General features: G+C 66.8%; 32 protein-coding genes and 2 pseudogenes. 22 read left to right on the top strand and 12 right to left on the bottom strand.

Annotated elements, in window-relative coordinates; all coding sequences use genetic code 11:
- The 3 genes and pseudogenes from AWB92_RS21590 to glpX form a co-directional block, all read right to left on the bottom strand.
- Positions 1-191, bottom strand: a pseudogene (locus tag AWB92_RS21590) (hypothetical protein); the annotation flags it as partial.
- A 17-nt stretch (positions 192-208) separates the two neighbouring features.
- Positions 209-1621: a class II fumarate hydratase gene (locus AWB92_RS21595; protein WP_085189276.1), complete on the bottom strand. Its 1413-nt coding sequence runs from the start codon at positions 1619-1621 to the stop codon at positions 209-211.
- A 41-nt stretch (positions 1622-1662) separates the two neighbouring features.
- Entirely contained in the window at positions 1663-2697 is a 1035-nt protein-coding gene (glpX, locus tag AWB92_RS21600; protein ID WP_193791416.1) for a class II fructose-bisphosphatase, read from the bottom strand.
- Between the two features lie 55 nt (positions 2698-2752).
- Between glpX and AWB92_RS21605 the strand changes: the two genes are divergently transcribed.
- The 4 genes from AWB92_RS21605 to AWB92_RS21620 all read left to right on the top strand — a co-directional run bounded on the left by AWB92_RS21605 (position 2753) and on the right by AWB92_RS21620 (position 6479).
- Positions 2753-3427: a DUF4245 domain-containing protein gene (locus AWB92_RS21605; RefSeq protein ID WP_085189278.1), complete on the top strand. Its 675-nt coding sequence runs from the start codon at positions 2753-2755 to the stop codon at positions 3425-3427.
- 12 nt (positions 3428-3439) lie between these two features.
- Entirely contained in the window at positions 3440-4237 is a 798-nt protein-coding gene (locus tag AWB92_RS21610) for a dienelactone hydrolase family protein (protein WP_085189280.1), read from the top strand.
- A 15-nt stretch (positions 4238-4252) separates the two neighbouring features.
- Positions 4253-5788: a carboxylesterase/lipase family protein gene (locus AWB92_RS21615; protein WP_085189282.1), complete on the top strand. Its 1536-nt coding sequence runs from the start codon at positions 4253-4255 to the stop codon at positions 5786-5788.
- 127 nt (positions 5789-5915) lie between these two features.
- Positions 5916-6479, top strand: coding sequence for a TetR-like C-terminal domain-containing protein (locus AWB92_RS21620; protein WP_241523541.1), 564 nt, complete (start codon positions 5916-5918; stop codon positions 6477-6479).
- A 31-nt stretch (positions 6480-6510) separates the two neighbouring features.
- On the opposite strand, the gene AWB92_RS21625 is transcribed toward AWB92_RS21620, so the two are convergent.
- The 4 genes from AWB92_RS21625 to AWB92_RS21640 form a co-directional block, all read right to left on the bottom strand.
- Positions 6511-7596, bottom strand: coding sequence for an NAD-dependent epimerase/dehydratase family protein (locus AWB92_RS21625; protein WP_085189286.1), 1086 nt, complete (start codon positions 7594-7596; stop codon positions 6511-6513).
- 74 nt (positions 7597-7670) lie between these two features.
- Positions 7671-7916: an exodeoxyribonuclease VII small subunit gene (locus tag AWB92_RS21630; RefSeq protein ID WP_085189288.1), complete on the bottom strand. Its 246-nt coding sequence runs from the start codon at positions 7914-7916 to the stop codon at positions 7671-7673.
- Positions 7903-9156: an exodeoxyribonuclease VII large subunit gene (xseA, locus tag AWB92_RS21635; RefSeq protein ID WP_085189290.1), complete on the bottom strand. Its 1254-nt coding sequence runs from the start codon at positions 9154-9156 to the stop codon at positions 7903-7905. Before xseA ends, AWB92_RS21630 begins: the two co-directional genes overlap by 14 nt.
- Positions 9153-9740: a lipid droplet-associated protein gene (locus AWB92_RS21640; protein WP_085189292.1), complete on the bottom strand. Its 588-nt coding sequence runs from the start codon at positions 9738-9740 to the stop codon at positions 9153-9155. The genes xseA and AWB92_RS21640 overlap by 4 nt, the downstream gene beginning before the upstream one ends.
- Positions 9741-9805: 65 nt before the next feature.
- Here AWB92_RS21640 and AWB92_RS21645 point away from each other — a divergent pair, with 65 nt between their 5' ends.
- On the top strand, positions 9806-10813 hold the full coding sequence (locus tag AWB92_RS21645; protein WP_085189294.1) for a 4-hydroxy-3-methylbut-2-enyl diphosphate reductase: 1008 nt from the start codon (positions 9806-9808) through the stop codon (positions 10811-10813).
- Here the strand turns inward: AWB92_RS21645 and AWB92_RS21650 are convergent.
- Positions 10810-11937, bottom strand: coding sequence for a DUF6542 domain-containing protein (locus tag AWB92_RS21650; RefSeq protein WP_085189296.1), 1128 nt, complete (start codon positions 11935-11937; stop codon positions 10810-10812). The genes AWB92_RS21645 and AWB92_RS21650 overlap by 4 nt on opposite strands.
- A gap of 131 nt (positions 11938-12068) precedes the next feature.
- Here AWB92_RS21650 and ychF point away from each other — a divergent pair, with 131 nt between their 5' ends.
- From ychF to AWB92_RS21685, 8 genes are all read left to right on the top strand, one after another.
- Positions 12069-13142 carry a redox-regulated ATPase YchF gene (gene ychF, locus AWB92_RS21655; protein WP_085189298.1) on the top strand — a complete coding sequence of 358 codons (1074 nt, stop codon included), beginning with the start codon at positions 12069-12071 and terminating at the stop codon, positions 13140-13142.
- A 68-nt stretch (positions 13143-13210) separates the two neighbouring features.
- On the top strand, positions 13211-13624 hold the full coding sequence (locus AWB92_RS21660; RefSeq protein ID WP_085189300.1) for a nuclear transport factor 2 family protein: 414 nt from the start codon (positions 13211-13213) through the stop codon (positions 13622-13624).
- A gap of 146 nt (positions 13625-13770) precedes the next feature.
- Positions 13771-13992 (top strand): hypothetical protein, encoded by a 222-nt coding sequence (locus AWB92_RS29555; protein ID WP_142282233.1) that lies wholly within the window; start codon positions 13771-13773, stop codon positions 13990-13992.
- A 26-nt stretch (positions 13993-14018) separates the two neighbouring features.
- Positions 14019-14198 carry a hypothetical protein gene (locus AWB92_RS21665; RefSeq protein WP_142282234.1) on the top strand — a complete coding sequence of 60 codons (180 nt, stop codon included), beginning with the start codon at positions 14019-14021 and terminating at the stop codon, positions 14196-14198.
- 78 nt (positions 14199-14276) lie between these two features.
- Complete coding sequence (locus AWB92_RS21670) at positions 14277-14561, top strand: type II toxin-antitoxin system Phd/YefM family antitoxin (protein WP_085189304.1); 285 nt, start codon at positions 14277-14279, stop codon at positions 14559-14561.
- The gene (locus AWB92_RS21675; protein ID WP_085189306.1) at positions 14558-14821 is read left to right on the top strand and encodes a type II toxin-antitoxin system RelE/ParE family toxin; all 264 of its coding nucleotides are present in this window, start codon (positions 14558-14560) and stop codon (positions 14819-14821) included. Before AWB92_RS21670 ends, AWB92_RS21675 begins: the two co-directional genes overlap by 4 nt.
- A 61-nt stretch (positions 14822-14882) precedes the next feature.
- Positions 14883-15839 (top strand): DUF1214 domain-containing protein, encoded by a 957-nt coding sequence (locus tag AWB92_RS21680; RefSeq protein ID WP_085189308.1) that lies wholly within the window; start codon positions 14883-14885, stop codon positions 15837-15839.
- 16 nt (positions 15840-15855) lie between these two features.
- Entirely contained in the window at positions 15856-16284 is a 429-nt protein-coding gene (locus AWB92_RS21685) for a hypothetical protein (RefSeq protein WP_142282235.1), read from the top strand.
- On the opposite strand, the gene AWB92_RS21690 is transcribed toward AWB92_RS21685, so the two are convergent.
- Complete coding sequence (locus tag AWB92_RS21690; RefSeq protein WP_085189312.1) at positions 16285-16764, bottom strand: hypothetical protein; 480 nt, start codon at positions 16762-16764, stop codon at positions 16285-16287. It abuts the gene before it with no gap.
- Between the two features lie 184 nt (positions 16765-16948).
- On the opposite strand from AWB92_RS21690, the gene AWB92_RS21695 reads away from it, so the two are divergent.
- From AWB92_RS21695 to AWB92_RS21720, 6 genes and pseudogenes are all read left to right on the top strand, one after another.
- On the top strand, positions 16949-17500 hold the full coding sequence (locus AWB92_RS21695) for a VOC family protein (RefSeq protein WP_085189342.1): 552 nt from the start codon (positions 16949-16951) through the stop codon (positions 17498-17500).
- Between the two features lie 50 nt (positions 17501-17550).
- On the top strand, positions 17551-17940 hold the full coding sequence (locus tag AWB92_RS21700) for a hypothetical protein (RefSeq protein ID WP_085189314.1): 390 nt from the start codon (positions 17551-17553) through the stop codon (positions 17938-17940).
- 14 nt (positions 17941-17954) lie between these two features.
- The gene (locus AWB92_RS21705) at positions 17955-18317 is read left to right on the top strand and encodes a hypothetical protein (protein WP_085189344.1); all 363 of its coding nucleotides are present in this window, start codon (positions 17955-17957) and stop codon (positions 18315-18317) included.
- Between the two features lie 76 nt (positions 18318-18393).
- Complete coding sequence (locus AWB92_RS21710) at positions 18394-18792, top strand: VOC family protein (RefSeq protein WP_085189316.1); 399 nt, start codon at positions 18394-18396, stop codon at positions 18790-18792.
- A 231-nt stretch (positions 18793-19023) separates the two neighbouring features.
- Positions 19024-19446: pseudogene (locus AWB92_RS21715) on the top strand (hypothetical protein); the annotation flags it as partial.
- A 395-nt stretch (positions 19447-19841) separates the two neighbouring features.
- Positions 19842-20165, top strand: coding sequence for a putative quinol monooxygenase (locus AWB92_RS21720; protein WP_085189320.1), 324 nt, complete (start codon positions 19842-19844; stop codon positions 20163-20165).
- Here the strand turns inward: AWB92_RS21720 and AWB92_RS21725 are convergent.
- On the bottom strand, positions 20162-20842 hold the full coding sequence (locus AWB92_RS21725; RefSeq protein WP_085189322.1) for a guanylate cyclase: 681 nt from the start codon (positions 20840-20842) through the stop codon (positions 20162-20164). The genes AWB92_RS21720 and AWB92_RS21725 overlap by 4 nt on opposite strands.
- 95 nt (positions 20843-20937) lie before the next feature.
- Between AWB92_RS21725 and AWB92_RS21730 the strand changes: the two genes are divergently transcribed.
- On the top strand, positions 20938-21147 hold the full coding sequence (locus AWB92_RS21730; protein ID WP_068189922.1) for a hypothetical protein: 210 nt from the start codon (positions 20938-20940) through the stop codon (positions 21145-21147).
- On the opposite strand, the gene AWB92_RS21735 is transcribed toward AWB92_RS21730, so the two are convergent.
- Positions 21099-21932: an adenylate/guanylate cyclase domain-containing protein gene (locus tag AWB92_RS21735; RefSeq protein WP_085189324.1), complete on the bottom strand. Its 834-nt coding sequence runs from the start codon at positions 21930-21932 to the stop codon at positions 21099-21101. The genes AWB92_RS21730 and AWB92_RS21735 overlap by 49 nt on opposite strands.
- Positions 21933-22035: 103 nt before the next feature.
- On the opposite strand from AWB92_RS21735, the gene AWB92_RS21740 reads away from it, so the two are divergent.
- Together AWB92_RS21740 and gnd are read left to right on the top strand one after the other, a co-directional pair.
- A complete protein-coding gene (locus AWB92_RS21740; RefSeq protein WP_085189346.1) occupies positions 22036-23445 on the top strand; it encodes a glucose-6-phosphate dehydrogenase in 1410 nt (469 codons plus the stop codon).
- 13 nt (positions 23446-23458) lie between these two features.
- Positions 23459-24481, top strand: a complete 1023-nt coding sequence (gene gnd, locus AWB92_RS21745) for a phosphogluconate dehydrogenase (NAD(+)-dependent, decarboxylating) (protein WP_085189326.1) — start codon at positions 23459-23461, stop codon at positions 24479-24481.
- Positions 24482-24565: 84 nt separating this feature from the next.
- On the opposite strand, the gene AWB92_RS21750 is transcribed toward gnd, so the two are convergent.
- Positions 24566-25432, bottom strand: coding sequence for an alpha/beta hydrolase (locus AWB92_RS21750; protein WP_085189328.1), 867 nt, complete (start codon positions 25430-25432; stop codon positions 24566-24568).
- Between the last annotated feature and the right edge of the window lie 106 nt (positions 25433-25538).

The following is a 25538-nucleotide window of genomic DNA, read 5'->3' on the forward strand; positions in this document are numbered from 1 at the left end:
GGGTAGGGGCCCGCCGCGTACGGGCCACCCGGCGCCGGGTACGGGTACCCGCCGCCCGGCGGGGGGCCGCCCGGCGGCGGGCCGGCGGGCGGCGGGCCACCCTGCGGCGGGCCGCCCCAATATGGGCCCTGCCCATAGGGATTCGCGCCGTAGGGATCCTGACCGTAGGGACCGCCCGGGGGAGTCGTCATCGCCGAACCGCTCTCATCTAGTCCTCCGGCTTCACCTTGGCCATCGCCAACACGTCGAGGCGGCGGTCCAGCTCTTCCAGCGACAGCTTGTCACCGATCAGCCCACGATCGATGACGGTCTGTCGGATGGTCTTGCGCTCCTTGAGCGCCTGTTTGGCCACCGCGGCGGCCTCCTCGTAGCCGATGGCCGAGTTCAGCGGCGTCACGATCGAAGGCGACGATTCGGCCAGCTCGCGCAGGTGATCGACGTTCGCCTTGAGTCCGATGATGCAGCGCTCCGCGAACAGCCGCGAAACGTTGGTCAGCAGCTTGAAGGACTCCAGGATGTTGCGGGCCATCATCGGGATGTAGACGTTGAGCTCGAAGGCGCCGGACAACCCGCCGACGGCGACCGCCGCGTCGTTGCCGATCACCTGCGCGGCGACCTGTGTAACCGCCTCCGGCAGAACAGGATTCACCTTGCCCGGCATGATCGAGCTGCCCGGTTGCAGGTCCGGCAGCTGGATCTCGGCCAGGCCGGTCAGCGGGCCCGATCCCATCCAGCGGACGTCGTTGGCGATCTTGGTCAACGACACCGCGACGGTGCGCAGCGCGCCCGAGGCCTCGACCAGCCCGTCGCGGGCGGCCTGGGCCTCGAAAGAGTTGACCGCCGGGCGCAATTCGCTCAGGCCGGTGGACGCGACCAGCGTCTCGACCACCTTGACGCCGAACCCGTCAGGTGCGTTCAGGCCCGTGCCGACCGCGGTGCCCCCGATCGCGAGCTCACCCAGCCGCGGCAGCGTGGCCCGGACTCGCTCGATCCCGGCCTCGATCTGGCGGGCGTAGCCGCTGAACTCCTGGCCCAGTGTCACCGGGACGGCGTCCATCAGGTGGGTGCGGCCGGACTTGACCACCGTCTGCCACTCGCGCGCCTTGCTCGCCAGCGCGTCGTGCAGCACCTCGAGCGCGGGGATCAGGTGACGCACCGCGGCCTCGGTGGCCGCGATGTGGGTGGCGGTCGGGAAGGTGTCGTTGGACGACTGCGACATGTTGACGTCGTCGTTGGGGTGCACCGTCACCCCGTTGGCGGCGGCGATGCTGGCGATCACCTCGTTGGTGTTCATGTTCGAGCTTGTGCCCGAACCGGTTTGGAAGACGTCGATGGGGAACTGGTCATCGTGACGGCCGTCGGCGATCTCGGCCGCCGCGGCGATGATCGCGTCGGCCTTCTCCGGCGCCAGCAGCCCGAGGTCCTTGTTCACCTGCGCGCAGGCGCCCTTCAGCAGGCCGAGCGCGCGGATCTGGGTGCGCTCCAGGCCGCGGCCCGAGATCGGGAAGTTCTCGACCGCGCGCTGAGTTTGCGCGCGCCACAGGGCTTTTGCCGGCACCCGAACCTCGCCCATGGTGTCGTGCTCGATGCGGTACTCGGCGCCGTCTTCCTCAGTGGCCATAGATCGGTCTCCTGGTTTCGTTTCGGGTCGGGTCGGATTGGTCAGGGCAGGGGATAGGCGGCAGAGCTGTCGCCGGTGAAGTCGATCGAGGAGTACTCGTTGAGCTTGGACAGCCGGTGGTAGGCCTCGATCAGGCGCACGGTGCCCGACTTCGAGCGCATCACGATCGACTGGGTGGTGCAGCCGCCGGGGTAGTACCGCACGCCCTTGAGCAGGTCGCCCTCGGTGACCCCCGTCGCGCAGAAGAACACGTTCTCACCGGACACCAGGTCCTCGGTGGTCAGGACCTGGTCCAGGTCGTAGCCGGCGTCCAGCGCCTTGCGGCGCTCGGCGTCGTCTTTGGGGGCCAGTTGAGCCTGGATCGCCCCGCCCATGCAGCGGATCGCCGCCGCGGCGATGATGCCCTCCGGCGTGCCGCCGATGCCGGCCAGCATGTCGGTGCCCGACTCCGGCCGGCACGCGGAGATGGCGCCGGCGACGTCGCCGTCGGTGATCAGCCGAATCCGGGCCCCGGTGGCCCGGACGTCTTCGATGAGTTGCGCGTGCCGCGGCCGGTCCAGGATGCACACCGTCATGTCGCGCACCGACAGGGCCTTGACCTTGGCGACGGCCTTGATGTTGTCGGCGATCGGCGCGGTGATGTCGAGCACGTTGGCGGCCTCGGGCCCGACGGCGATCTTGTTCATGTAGAACACCGCCGACGGGTCGAACATCGCGCCCCGGTCGGCCACCGCCAGCACCGAGATGGCGTTGGGCATGCCCTTGCTCATCAACGTGGTGCCGTCCACCGGGTCGACGGCGAAGTCGCACTCCGGCCCGTCGCCGTTGCCGACTTCCTCGCCGTTGTAGAGCATCGGCGCCTGGTCCTTCTCGCCCTCGCCGATCACCACCACGCCGCGCATCGACACGGTGTTGACCAGCTCGCGGATGGCGTCGACGGCCGCGCCGTCGCCGCCCTCCTTGTCGCCGCGGCCCACCCACCGACCGGCCGCCATGGCACCGGCCTCGGTTACCCGGACCAGCTCCATCGCCAGGTTGCGGTCGGGGGCTTCGCGGCGTTGGGGGCGATCGCTCATGGTTGCAGATTGTCCCAGAAGCGGATCGGTCTGCGGGAACTGGGATACTCGGCTGATGACCGACGAGCCGCAGCCGAACGCCGAGCTAGGCGAGCCGGCGCCGGCGCCCAAACCGGCAAAGCCCCGGTTGCTGCAGGACGGTCGCGACATGTTCTGGTCGCTGATGCCGCTGGTGATCGGCTGCATCCTGCTGGCCGGCCTGGTCGGGATGTGTTCGTTTCAGCCGGTCGGGACGAACAAGGGCGCGATCCCGTCCTACGACGCGGCGGGCGCCTTGCGGGCGGACGCCCAGGCGCTGGGCTTTCCGATTCGGCTGCCCCAGTTGCCCGCCGGGTGGCGCCCCAACTCGGGCGGTCGCGGGGGCATCGACAACGGCCGGACCGACCCCTCGACCGGTCAGCGGTCGCACGCGGCCACCTCGACCGTGGGCTACATCAGCCCGACGGGCATGTACCTGGGCCTGATCCAGAGCAACGCCGACGAGGACAAGCTCGTCGGGTCGGTCCATCCCTCGGCATTTCCGACCGGTGCGGTCGATGTCGACGGGGTCAACTGGGTCGTCTATCGCGGCGCGGGCCAGAAGGGCTCCGACACCGAACCCGTGTGGACCACCAGGCTGACCGGGCCGGCCGGCGCCACCCAGATCGCGATTACCGGTGCCGGTAGCCCCGACGAGTTCCGTACGCTGGCCTCGGCGACGCAGACAGCGTCGCCGTTACCCGCCCGCTGAGAGAAGGCACGCGTGACCGCACCCCAAGCAGACTTGTCCGGATGGTCCGTGGCACCGTTCACCGGCGGCGGCTACACCCACGATGTCTACCGCAAGGGCACCGGCCCGGGCGTGGTGTTGATTCCCGAGATCCCCGGCATCCACCCCGCGGTGCTGGGCCTGGGTAATCACCTCGTGGACAACGGCTTCACCGTCGCCATGCCGTCGCTATTCGGTGAGCCGGGCAAGCCGAAGACGGTCGGCTACATCGCCGGCACCATCACGCGCGCCTGTGTCGCAAGGGAATTCGCGGCGTTCGCCACCAACAAGGAGCGGCCGGTGTCGTTGTTCCTGCGCGCGCTGGCTCGCGACCTCAACGCGTCGACGCCGGGCAAGGGCGTCGGCGTCATCGGCCAGTGCTTCACCGGGGGCTTCGCGCTGGCCGCCGCCGTCGATGACAGCGTTTTGGCCCCGGTGCTTTCCCAGCCGTCGGTGCCGATGCCGTTGGGCCGCAAGCGACGCGCCGACACGGGCTTGAGCGAGTCCGAGATGACCACCGTGGCCGATCGCTGCGCCAACGACGGGCTGTGTGCTCTTGCCCTGCGCTTCAGCGAGGATCCCGTGGTGCCGCGGGAACGGTTCGCGGCGCTCAAGGCGCGGCTCGGTGACGCGTTCGAGGTCATCGAAATCGACTCGCGCCCAGGCAACGAGGGCGGCTTCGGCAAGATGGCGCACTCGGTGCTGACCGACGAGGTCCGCGAAGTTGACGGTCAACCCGCTTACGAGGCTCGCAAACGGGTAGTCGAATTCCTAACCGAGCGGCTGAGTTAGGGAAGCTGGAGAACCATGGCGACCGACAACCGCGTGGTCGAAACGACCCATGGCCCGGTCAGGGGCGGCGACGAGGGCGGCGTCCGGAGCTGGAAGGGCATCCGGTACGCCGCGCCGCCCGTCGGCGACTTGCGGTTCCGGCGTCCGGAGCCGCCGAAGCGGTGGGCGGACGTCGCCGACGCCACGTCCTACGGCCCGGCCTGCCCGCAACCGACCTTCCCCAACATGCCCCTGGAACTCGGTGCGCCGCAGGGTGAGGACTGCCTGAGCCTGAACGTTTTCGCCCCGGCGGGCACCGCGCCCGGCGACGCCAAACCGGTGCTGGTGTGGCTGCACGGCGGCGCCTACGTGTTGGGATCGGCCAGCCAGCCGCTCTACGAGGGACACCGGTTGGTCAGCAGCGGTGACGTCGTGGTGGTGACGGTCAACTATCGGCTTGGGGCGCTGGGATTTCTCGACCTGTCGTCGTTCAACACCGCGCGGCACCGCTTCGACTCGAACATCGGGCTGCACGACGTGCTGGCCGCGTTGCGCTGGGTGCGTGACAACATCGCGGCGTTCGGCGGTGATCCCCAACGAGTCACGCTGTTCGGCGAATCCGCCGGCGCGGGGATCGTCACGACACTGCTGGCCGCCCCGGCGGCCGACGGCCTGTTCGCGGGTGCGATCGCCCAGAGTTCCCCGGCCACATCGGTGTACGACCGCGAGCGGGCCGAGCGCGTCGCCGTCAGCTTCCTCGACAAGCTGCGAACCGACCCGGACACGTTGCCAGACGCGCCGATCGCGGCGATCCTCGCCGCGTCGCAGCAGGTGTTCGACGAAGTGCCCGTGCGCAATCCGGGCACACTCGCGTTCGTCCCGATCGTCGACGGCGAGCTGCTGCACGACTATCCGGTCAAGCTGGCGCAGCAGGGTCGCTTGCACCCGGTGCCGCTGATCATCGGCACCAACAAGCATGAGGCGGCGCTGTTCCGGCTGATGCGCTCGCCGCTGATGCCGATCACCCCGCGCGCGATCACGTCGATGTTCACCCAGATCGCCGCCGAACAACCCGACCTGCAATTGCCCACCCAGGAGCAGATCGTGTCCGCCTACTCCGGATTGCGGCGCAAGGCAAGGTCTTTGAGCATCGCCACCGACGTGGGCTTCCGGATGCCGTCGGTGTGGCTGGCCGAAGGGCACTCCCACGTGGCCCCGGTGTATCTGTACCGGTTCGACTACTCGACCCCGTTGCTGAAACTGCTGCTGATCAACGCCGCCCACGCCACCGAATTGCCTTACGTCTGGGGCAATCTCGGGGCGCCGAAGGACCCGACCCTGAAGCTGGGCGGCGCCAAGACCGCCAAGGCGGTTTCGAAACGGGTGCGCACCAGGTGGGTCAACTTCGCCACCCATGGCAAACCCGAGGGCCCGGCCGGCGAGCCGGATTGGACGCCCTACCAGGAGGCCGATCGCGCGTGCCTGCTGATCGACAAGCGCGACACGATCGTTAACGATGTCGACGCGCCCATCCGGGCCGCCTGGGGCACCCAGATGGTGAGCTTCCGCTAGTACCGCAAAGCTGAACTCGCTCGTCTTCATTAACTGCAGCTCAGCATCGCTTAGTGCTCATGGTTAGATTGGGCAAGTTATTTCTAAAACCGGGGTTCACATTTGCAGGCGGGTAGAGATGTCAGGGGTGGGTGAGCACTCGATGCCGGAGGATTTCCGCGAACGAGTGCTCGCCGCCGCCTATGACGAACTAACTCGTTGGGGCATAGACCGTTTCCGCATTCTGTCACTGGCTGACCGGCACCGGCTCGACCCAGCGGCGATTCGCCAGGAGTGGGGCGACGAAGACAGCCTCATGCTCGAAGTTTTCTTGGCGTGGCCGAGCAGAGAGGTCACGGCGCCGGATACGGGTTCGCTCCGTACCGACCTGTTTGCTCTGGCGGCCGGGATGACCTACTACGTCAATTCAGAGATTGGGCGCCGTTTACAGATCACACACATAATCGACAACCCGGACTTGCCAAGCGCCCGAATTCGCAGGGAAATTTGGCGAGCTCGCGCGGAAACCCATCGCGTCGTGGTTGACCGCGCACGAGAGCGTGGCGAACTTCGAGACGGTGTCGACGCGCTGACAGTGCTGGAATTGCTGTTCGCACCGATCAACATGCGCGCGCTATTCACCGGCGAGCCGGTCGACGACGAATACTGCCGAATCATCTCTGAGTTGGTCTGGCGCGCCATCGCACGGTGAAGCCGGTCATGATGCGGGCGAACTTGTCTCGCTACTTCGTCCGGGCGGCTGCGGCCTGACTTTTCATCTGGCCGAACAATTCCACGTAGTACGACAGGCACTCGGACATGGCCTTGTCGGTGGTGAACAACGGCTCGTATCCGAGATCGCGCCGCGCCTTGTCGATGGAGAAGTAGTTGTCCAGGTACAACCGCTCGATGGCCAGCGGCTCCAGCAGCGGCGCCGGTATCCCGAACCGGAAATGCAGCCGCTGCCAACCGCTCATCGCCGCGCGCACCATCGGGCCGTTCACGCGCACCCGCGGCCAGTTGACGCCGCAGGCCTCCACCACCGGCCGGGCGAACTCGAACATGTTGATCGGCTCGGCGTCGTTGATGAAGTACGCCTGACCGGGCGCCGTGCCGCCGGCGACCAGATGCTGGGCGGCCAGGATGAAACCGTGAATCAGGTTGTGCACGTAAGAGTTATCGAGCCGGGCGGACTTGCGGCCGATCAGCACCTTGACGTGCCCGGCGATCACGCTTTCGAACAACCTGCGAAACATCGTCTGATCGCCGCGGCCCCAGATGCCGCTGGGCCGGATCGCGCACGTCAGCATGCCCTCAACGCCGTTCTGCGCCAATGCAAATCGCTCGGCGACCACCTTCGTCTCGGTGTAGAGGTCGTTGAACCTGTTGGTATAGGGCAGCGTCTCGTCGCCGCCGGCGATGTTCTGCCCACCCATCACCACGCTGTTGGACGAGGTGTAGACGAACCGCTTCACCCCGGCTCGTTGCCCGGCGTGCACCAGGTTCTCCGTGCCGCCGACGTTGACGGCGAAGCTGCGCTGACGGTATTCCTCGGTGACCGACGCGCCGCCCATCAGCTCGATGAGCGCGGCGGTGTGAAATACGGTGTCGATGCCGTCGACCGCCGCGGCGCAGACGCCCGCATCCGTGACGTCGCCCTGCAGCACCTCCAGCTGTGGATGCGCCGGCAGCGGCGAGGGGGCGCGGTCGAACGAACGCACCTGGTATCCGCGGTCGAGCAGCGTGGTCACCAGGTTCGCGCCGACAAACCCCGAGCCGCCGGTGACCAGGACGCGCCCTAGTTCGGTTGTCAGTGATGGATCACCCATGCGGAAAGCTTAACTGAAACGTGTTCCAATCTTGAACCGATGATTGCCGGCCGATTGAGCGGCAGGGCCAGCGCTCAGCCCTCGCCGGCCTCGCCGGCAGCCAGCGCGTCCTCGACCCGCTTTCGGGCTCCAGCTAAGTGTTCTTCGCACCGTTTAGCCAGCTGTTCGCCCCTTTCCCAGAGCTGCAGCGACGCATCCAGGTCCAGGCCGCCCTGTTCGAGCAGCCGCACCACTTCGATCAGCTCGTCGCGGCACGCTTCATAGCCAAGCTGACTAATGGGCGTAATTGGCCGGCCCGATTCTTCGTCATTGGCCGCCATCGGACACCCCCTCACTGACGGCCGCCACGGCGCCGTCTGCCACTCGCACCCGAAGCCGCGTGCCCGGCGGCGCGTCGTGGACCGAACGCAGCACCGCCGCGGGTCCCGCGTAGGGAACGGTCTGCACGACGGCGTAGCCGCGGGCCAGGGTGGCCGCGGGGCCCAGCGTGGCCAGCCGCGCGCGGAGGTGACCGACACGGTCGGTCTCGGCGGCGACCAGCCGCCGGATGTCGCGGCGCACCGCCGTGCGGGCGCGGTGGATCTCGTCGGCGCGGGCGGTCAGCGCCGTCAGCGGCTCGGCCAGCACCGGGCGGCTGCGCAGCTGGGTCAGCGCGCGCTGTTCGCGGGACACCCAATTGCGCAGGGCCTGCGCGCTGCGCCGGCGCAAATCGTCGACCAGCCGCTGCTCGGCCGCGGTGTCGGGCACCACCTTCTTGGCGGCGTCGGTGGGGGTCGCGGCGCGCAGGTCGGCGACCAGATCGCACAGTGGGTTGTCGGGCTCGTGCCCGATCGCGCTGATCACCGGGGTGCGGCAGGCCGCGATCGCCCGGCACAGGGTTTCGTCGGAGAACGGCAGCAGGTCCTCGACGCTGCCCCCGCCGCGGGCGAGCACGATCACGTCGACGTCCTGGTCGCGGTCGAGTTCCCGCAGGGCCTCGACGATCTGCGCGACCGCGTTGGGCCCCTGAACGGCGCTGTTGCGCACCGCGAAACGCACCCCGGGCCAGCGGGCGCCGGCCACGGTCGTCACGTCGTGTTCGGCGGCGCTCGCGCGGCCGGTGATCAGCCCGATCATGTTGGGCAAGAAGGGGATTGGCCGCTTGAGCCGGGGGTCGAAGAGCCCTTCGGCGTCGAGCAGCCGGCGCAGCCGGTCGATGCGCGCCAAGAGCTCGCCGATGCCGACCGCGCGAATCTCGCTGAGCCGCAACGAGAATGTGCCGCGGCCGGTGTAGAACGACGGCTTGCCGCAGACCACCACCTGGGTGCCCTCGGCGAGTTTCACCGGCGCGTTTGCCACCAGGTCACGCGAACACGTCACGGTCAGCGACATGTCGGCGGCCGGGTCGCGCAGCACCATGAACACCGTCTTGGAGTCCGGGCGCATCGTGATCTGGGCCAACTGCCCCTCGACCCAGACGATGCCCAGCTTGTCGATCCAGCCGGCGACGCGCACCGCCACCGCGCGCACCGGAAAGGGGTTCTCGGCGGAGTTGGGTTCGGGATTGGCCGCTCGGGTCACTTCGCGTTCGCGCGGGTGATCCTGTTGGCGAGGAGCGTCTGGAACGGCGCCCGCGCCTTGGTGGCCTGTTCGTAGGCCAGCAGGGCCTCGAGCTCGTCGATGCTCAGCGACTGCAGCCGCGCGCGCAGCTGGGCCAGCGTCAGCGTCGGGTAGTCGAGTTCGGCCGCCACCGCCGGCTGCGCGACGGTCGGTTTGGCCGGCTTCTTCGATTGCTTCGCGGGTTTGACGAGCGCGCTGGCGTCCTCGTGCGCGTCGGCCACCGAGTACAGCGCGAATCGGCCCTCGGCGCGCCGGTCGGTTTCGTCGCCGTCCGCCGCTGGGACCCCCTCGTCTTCGGGCAGGTCCTCGTCGAAGGTCGCCCACTCCGGCTTCTCGTCCTTGGGCGGAAAGATCGACTCCAGGGTGCTGTCGCCCTTGATGACCAGCTCGGCGAGGTTCTGCTGAAATCGCATCACAATGTGCGCCGCCGTGCTGGCCAGCGTCATGGGGTACATCAGGATGGTTTTCGGCAGCTTCATGGTCTCCTCGACAGCGACTGTCGCCGCGCCGACTATCAGCCGAACTCCGTACGGTGCAGTGGCCATGGGTCCAAGACTGCCTCAACCGGCGGATAAGTCCAAGCCGACCGCCGGCCGGTACCCTGAATGTCATGCCGCCGACTGTTGACATGGGAATTCCCGGCTCTGTGGGACCAGCCAGCTCGGTAGCCAACGACCCAACTCGCAAGAGGGTGCTCCTGGCGGAGCCGCGTGGCTACTGCGCGGGGGTGGACCGGGCCGTCGAGACGGTCGAGCGCGCCCTGGAGAAACACGGCGCACCCGTCTACGTGCGCCACGAGATCGTGCACAACCGGCACGTCGTCGACACGCTGAAGAAGGCCGGCGCCGTTTTCGTGCAGGAGACCGACGAGGTCCCCGAGGGCGCCATCGTGGTCTTCTCCGCGCACGGCGTCGCGCCGACCGTCTACGCCGCCGCCGCCGAACGCAACCTGCAGACCATCGATGCCACCTGCCCCCTGGTGACGAAGGTGCACAACGAGGCCAGGCGCTTCGCCCGGGACGACTACGACATCCTGCTCATCGGCCACCAGGGGCACGAGGAGGTCATCGGGACCGCCGGCGAGGCGCCCGAGCATGTGCAGCTGGTCGACGGCGTCGCCGCGGTGGACAACGTGACGGTGCGCGACGAGAACAAGGTGGTCTGGCTCTCGCAGACCACGCTGTCGGTCGACGAGACGATGGAGATCGTCGAGCGGCTGCGCCAACGCTTCCCGAAGCTGCAGGACCCGCCCAGCGACGACATCTGCTACGCGACCCAGAACCGGCAGGTCGCGGTCAAGGCGATGGCGCCCGAATGCGAGCTGGTCATCGTCGTCGGGTCGCGCAACTCGTCGAATTCGGTGCGGCTGGTCGAGGTGGCGCTGGGCGGCGGCACCGCGGCCGCGCACCTGGTCGACTGCGCCGACGACATAGACCCGGCGTGGTTGGAGGGCGTCACGACAGTGGGCGTCACCTCGGGGGCGTCGGTGCCCGAGGTGCTGGTGCGCGGTGTGCTGGAGCGCCTCGCCGACTGCGGCTTCGACGTGGTGCAGCCGGTGACGACGGCCCAGGAGACCCTGGTGTTCGCGCTGCCCCGCGAGATCCGGTCGTCGCGCTAGCCCTCGTACTCCCAGGATTCAGCCGGGAAGCCGCGCGGCGCGCGGGAACCACCCCGGCGCTCGGCTCGCGGATCCCTGGGTTCGCTCAACGGGGCTTCCCCGCGGTAGCGCACCCGCGAAATCGGGTGGTGAGTCGAGTTGCCATTGCCGCTCGGGGCGGGGCGACGGCGCCGGGGCTCGTATGACTCGTACCGGTCGTAGCGTTCGGGCGCGCTGGGTGGCTCGTACGGCTCGTAGCCGTCGAAGCGGCTGCTCCGAGGCGCCGGCCGGTCGTAGGGATCGCGGCGGGCGCGCGGCTCTCGGCGCGTTTCGCGCGGGTCGGGATCGCCCGGCGGCCGTTGGCGGCGCCGTGGCCGCGGCGGGGGTTCGGCGGGGTCGAAGTCACGGGGCGGAGCCGGGCGCCGGCGCCGCGGCCGCTCGGTTGCGGGTTCGACCTCGTCGTGAAGCGGCGGTCGCGCTCGGCGGGAATGGCTTCGGCTCGAACGCGCGGCGGACCGCTCGCCCCTCGCCGTCCGGCCCTCCCTGGAGGACCGGCTGGCGGTCCGGGTTCGTTTGGAGCGGGCGGCCGGTTCATCCTCCGCATCGTCCTCACGAGGCCCGAGGCCAAGGAGCGAATTCAGCTTCGCCCCAATGCCATTGCCGGCGGAACGCGGTTCCTCTGACGTCTCGTCCGTGGAATGGGTCGCGACGCGTGGCTTCCCGAAATACCAGCGCACCAGGCCGATCAGCAGCACGCCGCCCGCGGTCCCCAGCATCAGCGGGAAGCGTTCGATGAGCGGATACCCGCAGTTGATCAGGAGATCCTTGAGGTTGCCGAGCTTGCGTCCGTGGAACATCCAGTAGGCGCCGGGGACCGCGCAGAAAAGAATCAGCGGTGGCTGAATGATCGCGGTGAACACGCCCTCCTGTCGCACGGCCAGTACCGCGGCCACACAACCGGCTATATAGAAGCCCGCGAAGACGTGGGTCAGGTCCTTGTGGCCCATCCCGGCGTCGATGCCGTAACCGATGGCAGTCGCGGACACCGCGATGAGCAGGGCCGCCCACCACGGCACACCTGGGATCCTGGGGTGAATCGAGCGGTGGTTGGCCTCAACCGCCGATCTTTCCCGCTGCGCTGACACATGTAGACCGTACCGGGAATGAGCCGAAACGCCCGTAAAGACCTTGTTAGCGACGGTTGGCGTGCCCCCGCAAAAACAAAGCCGCACGCACGAACGAACCGCCGCGGTCGGCCCCTTAGACTTGGTTCCCCGTGAGCCTCAGCCTTGGAATCGTCGGCCTGCCCAACGTCGGCAAGTCGACGCTGTTCAACGCGCTGACCCGCAATAACGTGGTGGCGGCGAACTATCCGTTCGCAACGATCGAACCCAACGAGGGCGTGGTTTCGCTGCCGGATCCGCGGCTGGCCAAGCTGGCGGAGTTTTTCTCCTCCGAGCGCATCGTCGCGGCGCCGGTCACGTTCGTCGACATCGCCGGGCTGGTCAAGGGCGCGTCGGAGGGGGCCGGGCTGGGCAACAAGTTCCTGGCCCACATCCGCGAATGCGACGCCATCTGCCAGGTGGTGCGGGTCTTTTCCGACGACGACGTGACCCACGTCGCGGGCGAGGTCGATCCCAAGTCCGACATCGAGGTCGTCGAGACGGAGTTGATCCTGGCCGACCTGCAGACGCTCGAGCGCGCGCTGCCGCGGCTGGAGAAGGAAGCGCGCACCAACAAGGACCGCAAGCCCGTCTACGACGCCGCCGTCGCCGCGCAGGCGGTGCTGGACTCCGGCAAGACGCTGTTCGCCGCGGGGAGCGACGTCTCGTTGCTGCGCGAACTGAACCTGCTGACCATCAAGCCGTTCTTGTACGTCTTCAACGCCGACGAGGCGGTGCTGACCGACGCCGCGCGGGTCGCGCAGCTGCGCGAGCTCGTCGCGCCGGCCGACGCCGTATTCCTCGACGCCGCAATCGAATCCGAGCTGGTCGAGCTCGACGACGAGTCGGCCGCCGAGCTGCTGGAGTCGATCGGGCAGACCGAGCGCGGCCTCGACGCGCTGGCCCGGGCGGGGTTTCACACGCTCAAGCTGCAGACGTTCCTGACGGCGGGGCCAAAAGAGGCGCGGGCGTGGGTAATTCATCAAGGCGACACCGCGCCAAAGGCCGCCGGGGTGATCCACACCGACTTCGAGAAGGGCTTCATCAAGGCCGAGATCGTGTCCTACGACGACCTGATCGCCGCGGGGTCCATGGCGGCGGCCAAGGCGGCCGGCAAGGTCCGCATGGAGGGCAAGGACTACGTCATGGCCGACGGCGACGTGGTGGAGTTCCGCTTCAACGTTTAGGGGTAAGTCGGCAGGTCACTAGCCGCGAATTGAGCGTCGACAAAGGGCGTGCCAGATACCCTTATTCGATGTTCTATCGCTGGTTGGTGCGCAAGCAGGCAGCGGCGGGGTGGCAGCGGTTGTCCGAGCAGCGGTTCGACCAGACGCCCCTCGCCGACGACATGCATTTCGTTTTCCTCGGTGACCATCCGCTGGCGGCGGATATCCGAGGTGCTGATGCGGTAAGGGAGTGGTTGCGCGACCAATTGCTCCGTCGGTTGCCCAATCTCCGATTCGTGGTGGACGAAACTTTGGTCGAAGGTGGGCCATGGTCGACCCGCATTGCAACCCGTTACCACACCGAACAAGAGGGGCAACTCGTTTACCGAGGTGTTTACTTCGGCAGGGTGGTCTGGGGGAAGGTTGTCGAGGAGATCATCTTGCCCGACACCAAGGCGCTCTCGGACGCGCTCGAAAGGGCCGGGGCTCCCGAATCTAATTGAGCGGCGACGTGGTGGAGTTCCGGTTCAACGTCTAGCCAAGAGAAGAAGTAAAGCTCTTTCTCGCTCCAAGCCAGTCTGGGCCTATTGGCGGGACGGGTGTCCAGCTATGGGGGGCGATACTGACGGAAAGCAGAGAGGGGGATGACATGAGCAAGGTTCCGAGCCGTCGTGCGCGACTCGCACACGCCGCCAAGCATGCCGAACTCTGGAATGCGGGGAAGAAGGATGAGTGGGTTGCCTCCTGGCGCACGATCTGCCCTGGCGAGGTCCGCATGTCCGACCCCGTCGGCACGGAAGAAAAGCATGGCTTTGAGACGGCCACTTCGGATGCCTTCGACATGTTCCAGTCATCCTCAAGATCAAGATGATCACGGTTCAGGTGAACGGAAACGAGATGGCCTGGGTCTGTGAGAACCACTTCGGTGCCGAGCCGAACGTCCAAATGGCATACAGCATTGAGACATTCGCGTGGGACGACGACGGCAATCTCCTGATCAAGACCTATTACCCGATGCCTGAATCAGTGGACGCCGATGGCGACCCCTACGCCCACCTGCTCGGGAAGCAGCAGTAGCCGCCGGGCGCGCCGATTCCGGGCGCAGCAGGCGCTCCGGGGATCGAAAGAAAGCCTGCGCACGCTAGAATTCTGTACATGACGACGCTTCCGCTGGCCGAGGTCCGGGCAAACCTATCGAAGCTGGTCGATGAGGCCGTCCGCACTCACCAACGAATCGAGGTCACCCGACAAGGCCGCCGGGCCGCGGTGATTCTCAGTGCAGAGGACTTCGACTCGATCATGGAAACGCTAGCGATCCTCAGCGACCAGGAGCTAATGAGCGAGGTCCGTGACGCTGAGGCGCAGGCAGAAAACGGCGAGATCTACACACTGGACGAGGTGACGGAGGAGATGCGCGCCGCTGGGCGGCTTCCTCGGTGACATATCGGATTGAATTGACCAAAGCTGCGAGGCAGGCGCTGACTGAACTCCTGCCCGAGTCGGTGGCCGTTGCGTGCTGGGAGTTCATCCGAGGCCCGCTTGCCGAAAATCCATACCGCGTCGGCAAGCCACTGCGCGATCAGTTGGAGGGCCGGTACTCGGCGCGGCGCGGCGAATTCCGGGTGATTTACCAGATTTTCGATGACCGTGTCGTCGTCCGCGTCATACACATCGCGCACCGTCGCGATGTTTATCGGTGACGTAATTCGGTGGAATTCCGGTTCAACGTATAGGTGGGCTAAAGGGAACGGACACACTGCGATGTCAATCCATGTGAACGTCGACAACTTCGTCCGCGCGGAGACCCACCGGATGTTTCGCGACATCCAGGCTTCCGCCGGGAGCATCGGGACCTTTCGGCACAACCGCACACCGGCCCGCATCGACGAACAGACCGTCATCAGGCTGAACCGAGACACCTTGTACAGCTTCGCGATCGTCGATCTGGCCGAACCGGCCCGGCTCACCCTGCCCGACGCCGACGGTCGCTACGTCTCGGCGATGATCGTCAACGAGGACCACTTCGTCAACGACGTCCTGCATGACCCGGGCGACTACCCCCTCACCAGCGATCGGTACGAATCTCGCTATGTGCTCGTCGGGATTCGAATTTTGGTCGACCCCACTGACGACGCCGACGTGGCCGCCGTCGGGGCGATCCAGGACCGCCTCGCGTTCGACGCGGGCTCGGCACAGGCGTTTGTCATGCCGGAATACGATCTCGAAAGCCTCGACGCGACGAGGGCCGCGCTGCTTGCGCTGGCCGGCGGCCTCGACAACTTCGAGCGGACGTTCGGTAAACGGGGCGAGGTCGATCCGGTTCGTCATCTGATCGGCTGCGCCGCGGGGTGGGGCGGGCTCCCGACTTCGGAAGCGGTCTACATCGGTGTAGCTCCGGACGTTCCGCCCGGCGATTATGAGTTGGTGTTCGATGATGTTCCTGTCGATGCCTTCTGGTCGGTGTCGGTGTACAACCGGCGGGGATTCTTCGAGCCGAACCCGAAAGACCTGTACACGGTCAACAGCGTCACCGGACAGCGCAGCGCCGATGGCTCGATCGCTGTCCGTTTCGTTGCGTCCGCAGACAGCGACAGCCCGCCAAACGCGATCGTCACGCCGGACGGCTGGAACTACCTCATCCGCCTCTACCGGCCGCACGCGGAGATTCTCGACGGGCGTTGGTCGCCGCCGGCGCTCACGCCGTGCGATGGACGCTGACACAAAAGGGGACGACATGAGCAAGGTTCCGAGCCGCCAGGCTCGTTTGGCGCACGCCACCAAACACGCTGACTTGTGGAATCAGGGCAAGAAGGACGAGTGGGTGGCGTCGTGGCGCACTATCTGCCCCGGTGAGGTCCGCATGTTCGACCCCGTCGGCACCGAGGAGAAGCACGGTTTCGCCGCCGCGACGTCGGAGGCATTCGACATGTTCCAGTCGATCCTGAAGATCAAGATGATCACGGTGCAGGTCAACGGGAACGAGATGGCGTGGGTGTGCGAGAACCACTTCGGTACCGAGCCGAACGTCCAAATGGCTTACAGCATCGAGACGTTCGCCTGGGACGACGACGGCAACCTGCTCATCAAAACGTACTATCCGATGCCGGAATCCGTTGGCGCCGAAGCGGACCCGTACGCCCACCTGCTCGAAGGGCGGCAGTAGCTACGCGATGGCGGGTGGAAGCACGCTGGGCTCCCCCGACCGGCTACCCGTCTGGGTCAAGGTAAAGCGGTGCGCGATGGGTTGGCTGCTGTGGTCCGTATACCCGCAGGCGGCCTCGGTACGGACGACCTGCATCGTGCCGGTCCCCGCAATGGGGTCCCACGCCCATTCTTCGATGCCTCGATGTGTCGTCCCGTCACTGCAGCGCCACGCCGCGGGATTCGGTGGAAGGGCCAGATGCCACCGATCAGCGTAGAACTGGGCCTGGCCCGAGGCGTTGGAGAAGGTGATTTGGGTGCAGCCAATACCGCACGACGTGGCCTTGAATGTCAGATCCGGCATACTTCCGTCGACGAAGTGGACGGTGTACATCCCGTTCACCACCTCGTCGGCGGCCATCACCGGCTCGGCTGATGCCGGTGCCGCGACCGGAATAACCATCGTGGCCAGCGCGATGGTCGCTAGGGGTATCTTCCGCATCGGCGTTCCTAACTGGTAGCCCTCCGGCAGCACGATACGACCAAGTCACCGGAAAATACAGGCCCTGAATGAGTTTGCCGCGATCACCGTTTGCGTGGGCCAAGGCCGGCGCGCACCTTACTGGTGCTTCGTCCGTGGCGTTGCGGGTACTACTTGCCGTAGTAAGCGATCCGGAGGAGGGATGATGCGGTGGCGCGGTGTCTGTCACGTCGAGTTTGCGGTTCTGGACTACGACGACTCCATCGCCTTCTATGACGCGTTGTTCGGCTGGCTCGGATACAGCAGCTTCTCGTCCTTGAACATGGAATACCAGTCGACTTACTACATGGCGCGTCATCTCAACCCGCACAGCTACATCGGCATTCAGCCCGCCCGTACCGGAAACAGGTTGACGCACCGCGACCAGGCGGTCGGCATCAATCACATCGCTCTATGGGCCCGGAGCAGGAGGGAAGTCGACCGCTTCCACCGTGAATTCTTGCTCGAGAACGGCATCCCCGTCACCGATGCCCCGAAGGAGTACCCGCAGTACTGGCCCGGTTACTACGCCGTGTTCTTTGACGATCCGATCAACGGGATTCATTGGGAGCTGGCCTGGATCCCGAAAGTCCCTACTCCCCGCCAACTTTGGTCGTTTTATCGTGCGATTGGTGCTTTTGCTACAAGTCGTCCGGACCTAGCCGACACGGTGCCCGGCGTCGCCAGGCAGGCGCGCAGAACGCTGCCTACCCGGTGACCTCGCGCTTCGACAATTACGTCGGCGGCCGCGCGGCGTTAAGGTAGGTCGTGGTCGTTGACGGCGGCGCCGAGACGCAGGGCGAACCAGCGCAGCCTGATGCTGAGTTGGACAGCCGCGAGGAGTCTCTCGCGCGGCGTGAGATCGAGCTCTCGAGGCGCGAGCGCGTCGCCGACGAACGAGAGCGCGTCGCGGATGAGCGCGACCGAATCGCCGACGATCGCGAGCAGGCGGCCGACGACCGCGAGCAGGCGGCCGACGACCGAGAGGGCGCGACCGCGCAGCGGGAGCGCGAGCGACGGCGGCGCGTCAACGAACGGGTGGAGCGCAGGCAAGCAGCCGCCAAACGCGAGAACGCCGAAATCAGGCGCGCGGTGGCCGAGAGCCGACGAGGTCTCGAAGACCTCCCGTCGTCGCCGGAGGAAGGGAACACGAAATAGTGGGCTTCTGGGGCATGGCGAAGTTGAAACCGCGGTCCGCGGGCGTGCTGGGCGGGTTGGCCCTGTTCGCCCTCGGGTTGGCCGGCGGCTTCGGCCCGTCGGCGCATGCGGCTCCGCTCCCCGTCCCCAGCAATCACTGGTGCCCCGGCGATCAATGGGACCCGGGCTGGGGCACCGCCTACAACTGGGACTGGAATCACTGCCACGACTGGCAAGGCCTGCCGGGTCCGGCGGGCTGGGGACCGTGGGGACCCCCGCCCGGGTGGGCGCCGCCGCAGCCGCCCCCGCCCTCGTGGGCACCCGGGGCTCGGCTGATGTGGAACCCAACCGTGAACGCTTGGGGGTTCTGGAACAACGGGATTTGGACCCCGGTTTAGCGCTCGTCTTCGGAAACTTGTCGGAGGCCCCGCCTAGCCTTGCGTCGACGCAAGACATCGCCACAGGGAGGGCTCCATGAAGTTTGTTTCGACCCGCATCATCACCGCCGACGTCAATCGGCTGGTCGGCTTCTACGAGATGGTTACCGAAGTCTCCGCGGTATGGGGGAACGAGCTTTTCGCCGAGATCCCGACACCGGTCGGCACATTGGCCATCGGCAGCGACAAGACGGTACCGCTGTTCGGGGCGGGATCGGCCGAGCCGGCGGCAAACCGCAGCGCAATAGTGGAATTCCTGGTCGAGGACGTGGACGCGGAATATGAGCGGCTCCGCGACCGCGTGGCCGAAGTCGTGACGGAGCCGACGACCATGCCGTGGGGAAACCGGGCCCTGTTGTTTCGGGATCCCGACGGCAATCTGGTTAACCTGTTCACGCCCGTCACCGACGCGGCCCGCGCCAAGTTCGGAATTTGACTGTCGGCGAAGTAGATTCGACGATTCAGCGCCGAGCGACGGCGTGCGCACGCGGCTGCTGTATCTGGTAGAGCTCTTCGCGGACTTCCACACCTACCAGAGCTGGACCGAACGGCAGATTCCGGTCGTGAGGTTGCGGCCCCACTGCGCTCGCCGGCCGGCGAAATTCCGCGCCAAGAAATTTGCTGGCTGGCGCTATCGATGTGGCGCACGCCATTACGTTATTTACGCATGACGAGGGCCACAAATTTTGGTTCGCCACGAATGCAATTGCTACCGTGCCTGCCCATGGTTGTCTTAGCAACGTTGATGTCGCTCATCAATCAGGTCTCCGGGACGCCCTATATTCCGGGTGGAGATTCTCCCGCCGGGACCGACTGCTCTGGGCTCGCTTCTTGGGTCGCCAACGCGGCGACCGACAGGCCGGTGTTCGGCAGCAGGTTCAACACCGGCAACGAGGAGGCCGCGTTGTTGCAGCGCGGCTTCCAGTACGGGACCGCGCCCAACGCGTTGGTCATCGGCTGGAACGGCGGTCACACCGCGGTGACCCTGCCGGACGGCACACCGGTATCCAGTGGTGAACGCGGCGGCGTGCATATCGGGGGCGCCGGCGCCTACCAGGCGGGATTCACCCACCACATGTTCCTGCCGATGCCGGATGGCGACGTCGCACTGCCGCCGCCGCCCGACGCGCCCCCGCCGCCGCCGGACGCGCCTGCTCCGCCCGCGGTTTTGGTCGACGCCCCGGCCCCGGCACCGTCGGCGCCGGACGCGCCGCCGCCCGGAGATCCCGCAATTCCCAATCCATAAAGAATTGGATTCGCGCCGGTCTCATTAACTGAATCAGAGCGCATTCCCCGCGAATGTGAACTGATCGCCATAATCGCCTGGTTGTGACGCGAGCCACTTTCATGCGGGTGTGAGACGGGCCGCAAACCGGCGAAGAATCCAATAGCAGAAATTCGCCTAGGCGTCAAAGTGGACGCCTAGGCGAATTTTGCTGGAGAACCGCTGCGCGCCGACGGGCCCGCGGCACGTATCCTGCGGCCATGATCTTCATCGTGGTCAAGTTCGAGACCAAGCCGGAGTGGACCGATCGCTGGCCGGAACTGGTCGCCCCGTTCACGGCGGCCACCCGTGCCGAAGAGGGCAACCTCTGGTTCGAGTGGTCGCGCAGCCTCGACAACCCGGCGGAGTACGTCCTCGTCGAGGCGTTCCGGGACGACGAGGCGGGAGGCGTCCACGTCAACAGCGATCACTTCAAGCGCGCGATGCAGGAGCTGCCGCAGGCGCTGACGTCCACGCCCAAAATCATCAGCCAGACGGTCGAGGCGACGGGCTGGTCCCAGCTGGGGGAAATGACCGTCGATTAGCCGACGGCGACCGCAATTTCGCTGCTCAGTTGATACCCCGGGGCGAGCGGGAGCAAATCACCGCTCCAGAACGACCCGGGGTCAAACCAATTCGCGTCCTTGTCCGTGACAATCAGGCCCATCTCCTCGTAGGTGATCGCCACCGTCTCCGCGCAGTACGCCGTCCCCAGGCCCATCTTGCGCTCTTGCCTGCGGCGCTGCGTCTGCTCACGAACCTTCCTGTCCACCAACGGGATTCCGCGAACCCAGTCGTTGATGGTGGGGAGCCGGCCGCGGAACCACCGGCCGGTCAGGCGGGCGGTGGTGGGAAACGCGGTGCCGTCCATTCGCGCGATCACCCGCAGCAGCCTGTTCTCCTGTTCGCGGGTGGCATACGGCGTCAGCTGACGCAGCCAGCACCGCTGTTGGTAGCGGTCGGTCCATTGCAGGACGGCTTGGCGCAGATCGTTGAGCTGCACGCCGCGGTGGTTGGTGCCGGTCCAGACGTCGACCAGTTTGTCGCCCAGCTCGGCATGCCAGATCAGCGGGGGAAGGTCGTCGATGGCCACCGTCATGCCGACGTGGTTCACCGGAGCGTTCGTCAACGTCTGGATGGCGCGGTCGGGTCGGGAGCGGCCGCGAAACAGCCAGAGGTCGCCGGTCCGGGTCTCGTCCAGCGCCTGGTCCAGTGTCAGCATGTAAATCCGCCCGTCGCTTCGGGTTTCGCCATCGCAGTCATTATTAGCCCGGGAGGACGTCGCGGGCGACCTTGCGTGGTAATAGCCTGTCAATTATGCGCAGGGTTTGGAAGTGGATCGGGCTCGCCGGTGTCGCCGGCGTCGTGGCCGGGGGAGTGCTGGTGGCCCGCGACCAACGCAAGCGACGCGCCTACACGCCCGACGAGATCCGCGCCCGGCTGCATCAGCGACTGGCCGAATCCGACGCGGCGAGCTTTCAATCCAAGTCAGGATCGGCTTCGGGCTCGACGGAGAACAACCGGTAGCGGCCCGAAAAGCCCTTCAATTCCACCTCGCGCCCCTCGTCGAATCGGATCCCGTCACAGTCGCGCAGCGCGTCTCGTACCAGTTCGCTCACCAGGATCTGGCCCCCGGCGGCCTGGGCGGCGACCCGGGCCGCCATCGCGACGTTGCGCCCGAACAGGTCGTCGCCGCGGCGCACGGACCGTCCCATGTGGATGCCGATCCGGACCCGAATGTCCTGGTTTCGCTTGCGTTTTCCGTTGTTGTGCAGCGCTTCCTGCACATCGATGCCGCACCGCACCGCTTCCTCGGCGCGCGAGAAGGCGATCATGTAGCCGTCGCCCTGGCTCTTGACCACGTGGCCGGACCGTTCCCGCACGAGTCCCGAAATGAGCTTGTCGTGCGCGCTGATCAGCTTGACCCAGGCGCGGTCGCCGATGCGCTCATTGAGCGCGGTGGACTCCTCGATGTCGGAGAACAGGATCACCACCCGGCCGTCGGGGGTGACCCGCGCGAGGTCGGGCCGCTCGACCTCGGCCCAGTCCGCGAGGTCCTCGATCGAGCTGCGCACGACGGCGCCGAAGCCCTCCTTGCGCATCACGTTCGCGGCGTTCCACACCCGTTTGACGGCCTCGCGCCCGCCCGACAGCAGCTGAGTGCGGGCGTCGGTCCGCGCTCGCAGTTCCTCGAGCTCCCGGCGGCCGCGCACCAGCAGCACCGAGAGCACGGCGATGGCGCCGGCCTCGATCACGGCCACCCCGGCGAGGACGTAGACCGCGAGATGCAGCATGTCACCCACGCTTGGCATCCTGCCAAAGGCCGCCGGGCGCTCAGGTTGTCGGGCCCATAGCCAATGTCTAGGGTTGAGCACGGGCCGCCGCTGGTAGCGAATCTCAAGGGAGGTGCGCGTCTTGGCCGACGGTGAGATTCGTTCGTCGAACCTATTGGTGATCTTCGGCATCACCGGTGACCTGGCCCGCAAGATGACGTACCGCGCGTTGTACCGACTGGAATCGCGCGGCCTGCTGAAGTCCCCGATCATCGGTGTGGCCAGTGACGACATGCCCCTCGAGAAGCTGATCGAGCGGGCACGCCAGGCGATCGCCGACTCGGGTGAAACCCTCGACGATGCGGTGTTCGACCGGTTCGCCGCCCGGTGGTCCTATCTACACGGCGACGTCACCGATGCCGGGCTCTACCAGCAGCTCGCCCAGCGGATCGGCAAGGACTGCCGCCCGCTGTACTACCTGGAGATGCCGCCGTCGTTGTTCGCGCCGATCGTCGAAAATCTCGCAAAGGTCGACCTGCTGGAGTGCGCGCGCGTCGCGGTGGAAAAGCCGTTCGGCCACGACCTGGCGTCCGCGCGTGATTTGAACGCCCGGCTGCGCGCGGTGCTCGACGAGGACCAAATCCTGCGCGTGGACCACTTTTTGGGCAAACAGCCCGTCGAGGAGCTGCAGTACCTGCGCTTCGCGAACAACGCCCTGGCCAAGGTGTGGGACCGCGACAGCATTTCCGAAATCCACATCACTATGGCCGAGGACTTCGGGATCGAGGACCGCGGCAAGTTCTACGACGCCGTCGGCACCCTGCGCGACGTCGTGCAGAACCACCTCCTGCAGGTGCTTGCGCTCGTCGCGATGGAGCCGCCCGTCGGCCCCAGCGACGACGACCTGAACGACAAAAAGGCCGAGGTCTTCCGGGCGATGCCGGCGTTGGATCCGGAGCGGTGCGTGCGCGGCCAGTACCGCGGCTACACCGACGTCGCCGGGGTGGCAAAGGATTCGCAGACCGAGACCTATATCGCGCTGCGGACCGAGATCGACAACTGGCGCTGGGCCGGGGTGCCGATCTTCCTGCGCGCCGGCAAGGCGTTGCCGGAGAAGGTCACTGAGGTGCGGATGTTCCTGCACCACGTCCCCGGGTTCTCGTTCCTGCCCAACCGCCGGCCCCCCGAGCCCAACCAGATCGTGCTGCGCATCGACCCCGACCCCGGGCTGCGCCTGCAACTGTCCGCCCAGGCCGGAAACTCCTGGCACGACGTCCACCTCGACTCGTCCTTCGCCGAGGATCTCGGCGAAGCCGTCCGGCCCTACGAACGGCTGCTCTACGCCGCCTTCACCGGCGACCGCCAGCTGTTCGCCCGCGAGGACGCCATCGAAGAGACGTGGCGCATCGTGCAGCCGGTGCTGGACAAGCCGGGCCGCGTCCACCACTACGACCCCGGCTCCTGGGGACCCGAGGCGGCGCAATCGCTGCTGCACGGTCACCGCAGCTGGCAGGAACCGTGGCTACCCCACCGCACGCAGGCAACCAACTAAGGAGACGGGACAAATGCAGCTAGGGATGATCGGCCTGGGCCGCATGGGCGCGAATATCGTTCGGCGCGTGGCCAAGGGCGGCCACGAATGCGTCGTGTACGACCACAGCCCCGAGGCGGTGCAGGCGATGGCCGGCGAGGACAACACCACCGGGGTGTCGTCGCTGGCGGAGCTGGCCGAGAAGATGGCCAAGCCCCGCGTGGTCTGGGTGATGGTGCCGGCCGGGACCATCACCACGGGGGTGATCGACGAACTGGCGAAGACGCTCGATCCCGGGGATATCGTGATCGACGGCGGCAACTCCTACTACCGCGACGATATCCGCCACTCGAAAACGTTGGGCGACAAGGGTATTCACTTGCTTGACTGCGGCACCAGCGGCGGCGTGTGGGGCCGCGACCGGGGCTATTGCCTGATGATCGGTGGCGACGACGACGCCTTCGCGCATGCCGAGCCGATCTTCGCCACCGTCGCACCCGGCGTGGACGCGGCGCCGCGGACGCCCGGCCGCGATGGCGAGATCGCGCAAGCGGAAAAGGGCTACCTGCACTGCGGCCCGTCCGGGGCGGGGCACTTCGTCAAGATGGTGCACAACGGCATCGAGTACGGGATGATGGCGTCGCTCGCCGAGGGCCTGAACATCTTGCGCAACGCCGACATCGGCAAGCACATAGAAGCGGGTGACGCCGAAACCGCGCCGCTGTCCAATCCCGAGTTCTACCAATACGACTTCGACATCCCGGACGTCGCCGAGGTGTGGCGCCGAGGCAGCGTCATCGGCTCGTGGCTGCTGGACCTGACCGCGATCGCGTTGCACGAATCACCGGAGCTGAAGGAGTTCTCCGGGCGGGTCTCGGACTCCGGCGAGGGCCGTTGGACGGCCATTGCGGCGATCGACGAGGGGGTGCCGTCACCGGTGTTGACGACTGCGCTGCAGTCCCGCTTCGCCAGCCGTCAACTCGACGACTTCGCCAACAAGGCGCTGTCGGCGATGCGCAAGCAGTTCGGTGGGCACGCGGAGAAACCGGCCAACTAACTCGCCCGCACGCCGGCCGAGCGTGCATTTCATGACGAATCGCCGGCGTGTCTCGTCGTGAAATGCACAGTCGGCGTTCGGGACCTACGCCCGCTCGACGAAGGCGACGACGGCTTCGCTGAAGGCGTCGTTGTCGTCACCGGCCGCGGTGTGCCCCGCGTTCGACAGTTCGACGAACTCGGCGCGGGGTACCTGGGTGAGGAAATGCTGGACGCCCTCGGGGCTGACGACGTCGGACAGCTTCCCGCGGATCAAGAGGACCGGAATCGACAGGTTGGTCGCGGCGTGCTCGAACTTTTCGGTGCGCAGCTCGGGGTCGTCCCCGGGCTTGGTCATGAACGCCGGATCCCAGTGCCAGTACCAGCGTCCGTCGCGCAGGCGGAGGTTCTTTTTCAGTCCCTCGGGGCTGCGGGGCTTCTCCCGGTAGGGCAGGTAGGCGGCGACGGCGTCGGCGGCCTGCTCCAGCGAGTCGAACCCGTGCAGGCCGCTGAACATGAAGTCGCGGATGCGGGCGCTGCCGCCCTTCTCGAATCGGGGCACCACGTCGACGAGCACCAGCCGCGTCACCCGGTCGGGGCCGGCAAGATCGGCGGCCAGGATGCCGGTGAGCCCACCCATGCTCGCACCGATGATCGCCACCGGCCGGCCGATGGCGTCCAGCACGTGCATCACGTCCGCGGTCAGCGTCTCGACGTCGTAGTCGGCGTCCGGTGCGCGATCGCTGTCACCATGCCCCCGCGAATCCAGCGCGACGACGTGAAACCCGTCGTCGGCCAGGATTTGGCCGGTGTTCTTCCAGGAAAACCGGTTCTGGCCGCCGCCGTGCAACATCAGAATCGTGGGCCGGTCGGCCGGTGCCGCCGCGCCGCGGTTCCATTCGTCGGCCACCAGGGTGATCCCCTGGTGGCCGGAAAACTCGACCGTCTGGAAACTGCTGCTCACGGCGCTCATGGGCGTCCTCTCGATAGATAGCTCCTCGACGTTACCTAGGCAATCTATTCACCGTGGCGTTGGCCCCCGATGAGTTCTCGTCGCCGCCGCGGTCTATCCAGGGGAC

This window comes from Mycobacterium sp. IEC1808, from assembly GCF_002101935.1.
Lineage (GTDB): Bacteria > Actinomycetota > Actinomycetes > Mycobacteriales > Mycobacteriaceae > Mycobacterium.

Coding starts and splice junctions, on each gene's coding strand:
- AWB92_RS21660 (WP_085189300.1), top strand. CDS start 13,211: ATGTTCTATCGCTGGTTGGTGCGCAAGCAGGCAGCGGCGGGGTGGCAG.
- AWB92_RS21680 (WP_085189308.1), top strand. CDS start 14,883: ATGTCAATCCATGTGAACGTCGACAACTTCGTCCGCGCGGAGACCCAC.
- AWB92_RS21695 (WP_085189342.1), top strand. CDS start 16,949: ATGCGGTGGCGCGGTGTCTGTCACGTCGAGTTTGCGGTTCTGGACTAC.
- AWB92_RS21645 (WP_085189294.1), top strand. CDS start 9,806: ATGCCGCCGACTGTTGACATGGGAATTCCCGGCTCTGTGGGACCAGCC.
- AWB92_RS21670 (WP_085189304.1), top strand. CDS start 14,277: ATGACGACGCTTCCGCTGGCCGAGGTCCGGGCAAACCTATCGAAGCTG.
- AWB92_RS21615 (WP_085189282.1), top strand. CDS start 4,253: ATGGCGACCGACAACCGCGTGGTCGAAACGACCCATGGCCCGGTCAGG.
- AWB92_RS21625 (WP_085189286.1), bottom strand. CDS start 7,596: ATGGGTGATCCATCACTGACAACCGAACTAGGGCGCGTCCTGGTCACC.
- AWB92_RS21595 (WP_085189276.1), bottom strand. CDS start 1,621: ATGGCCACTGAGGAAGACGGCGCCGAGTACCGCATCGAGCACGACACC.
- AWB92_RS21750 (WP_085189328.1), bottom strand. CDS start 25,432: ATGAGCGCCGTGAGCAGCAGTTTCCAGACGGTCGAGTTTTCCGGCCAC.
- AWB92_RS21710 (WP_085189316.1), top strand. CDS start 18,394: ATGAAGTTTGTTTCGACCCGCATCATCACCGCCGACGTCAATCGGCTG.
- AWB92_RS21690 (WP_085189312.1), bottom strand. CDS start 16,764: ATGCGGAAGATACCCCTAGCGACCATCGCGCTGGCCACGATGGTTATT.
- AWB92_RS21725 (WP_085189322.1), bottom strand. CDS start 20,842: ATGCTGACACTGGACCAGGCGCTGGACGAGACCCGGACCGGCGACCTC.
- AWB92_RS21720 (WP_085189320.1), top strand. CDS start 19,842: ATGATCTTCATCGTGGTCAAGTTCGAGACCAAGCCGGAGTGGACCGAT.
- AWB92_RS21665 (WP_142282234.1), top strand. CDS start 14,019: ATGGCCTGGGTCTGTGAGAACCACTTCGGTGCCGAGCCGAACGTCCAA.
- AWB92_RS21730 (WP_068189922.1), top strand. CDS start 20,938: ATGCGCAGGGTTTGGAAGTGGATCGGGCTCGCCGGTGTCGCCGGCGTC.
- AWB92_RS21685 (WP_142282235.1), top strand. CDS start 15,856: ATGAGCAAGGTTCCGAGCCGCCAGGCTCGTTTGGCGCACGCCACCAAA.
- AWB92_RS21735 (WP_085189324.1), bottom strand. CDS start 21,932: ATGCCAAGCGTGGGTGACATGCTGCATCTCGCGGTCTACGTCCTCGCC.
- AWB92_RS21640 (WP_085189292.1), bottom strand. CDS start 9,740: ATGGCCACTGCACCGTACGGAGTTCGGCTGATAGTCGGCGCGGCGACA.
- glpX (WP_193791416.1), bottom strand. CDS start 2,697: ATGAGCGATCGCCCCCAACGCCGCGAAGCCCCCGACCGCAACCTGGCG.
- AWB92_RS21705 (WP_085189344.1), top strand. CDS start 17,955: ATGGCGAAGTTGAAACCGCGGTCCGCGGGCGTGCTGGGCGGGTTGGCC.
- gnd (WP_085189326.1), top strand. CDS start 23,459: ATGCAGCTAGGGATGATCGGCCTGGGCCGCATGGGCGCGAATATCGTT.
- AWB92_RS21605 (WP_085189278.1), top strand. CDS start 2,753: ATGACCGACGAGCCGCAGCCGAACGCCGAGCTAGGCGAGCCGGCGCCG.
- AWB92_RS29555 (WP_142282233.1), top strand. CDS start 13,771: ATGAGCAAGGTTCCGAGCCGTCGTGCGCGACTCGCACACGCCGCCAAG.
- AWB92_RS21630 (WP_085189288.1), bottom strand. CDS start 7,916: ATGGCGGCCAATGACGAAGAATCGGGCCGGCCAATTACGCCCATTAGT.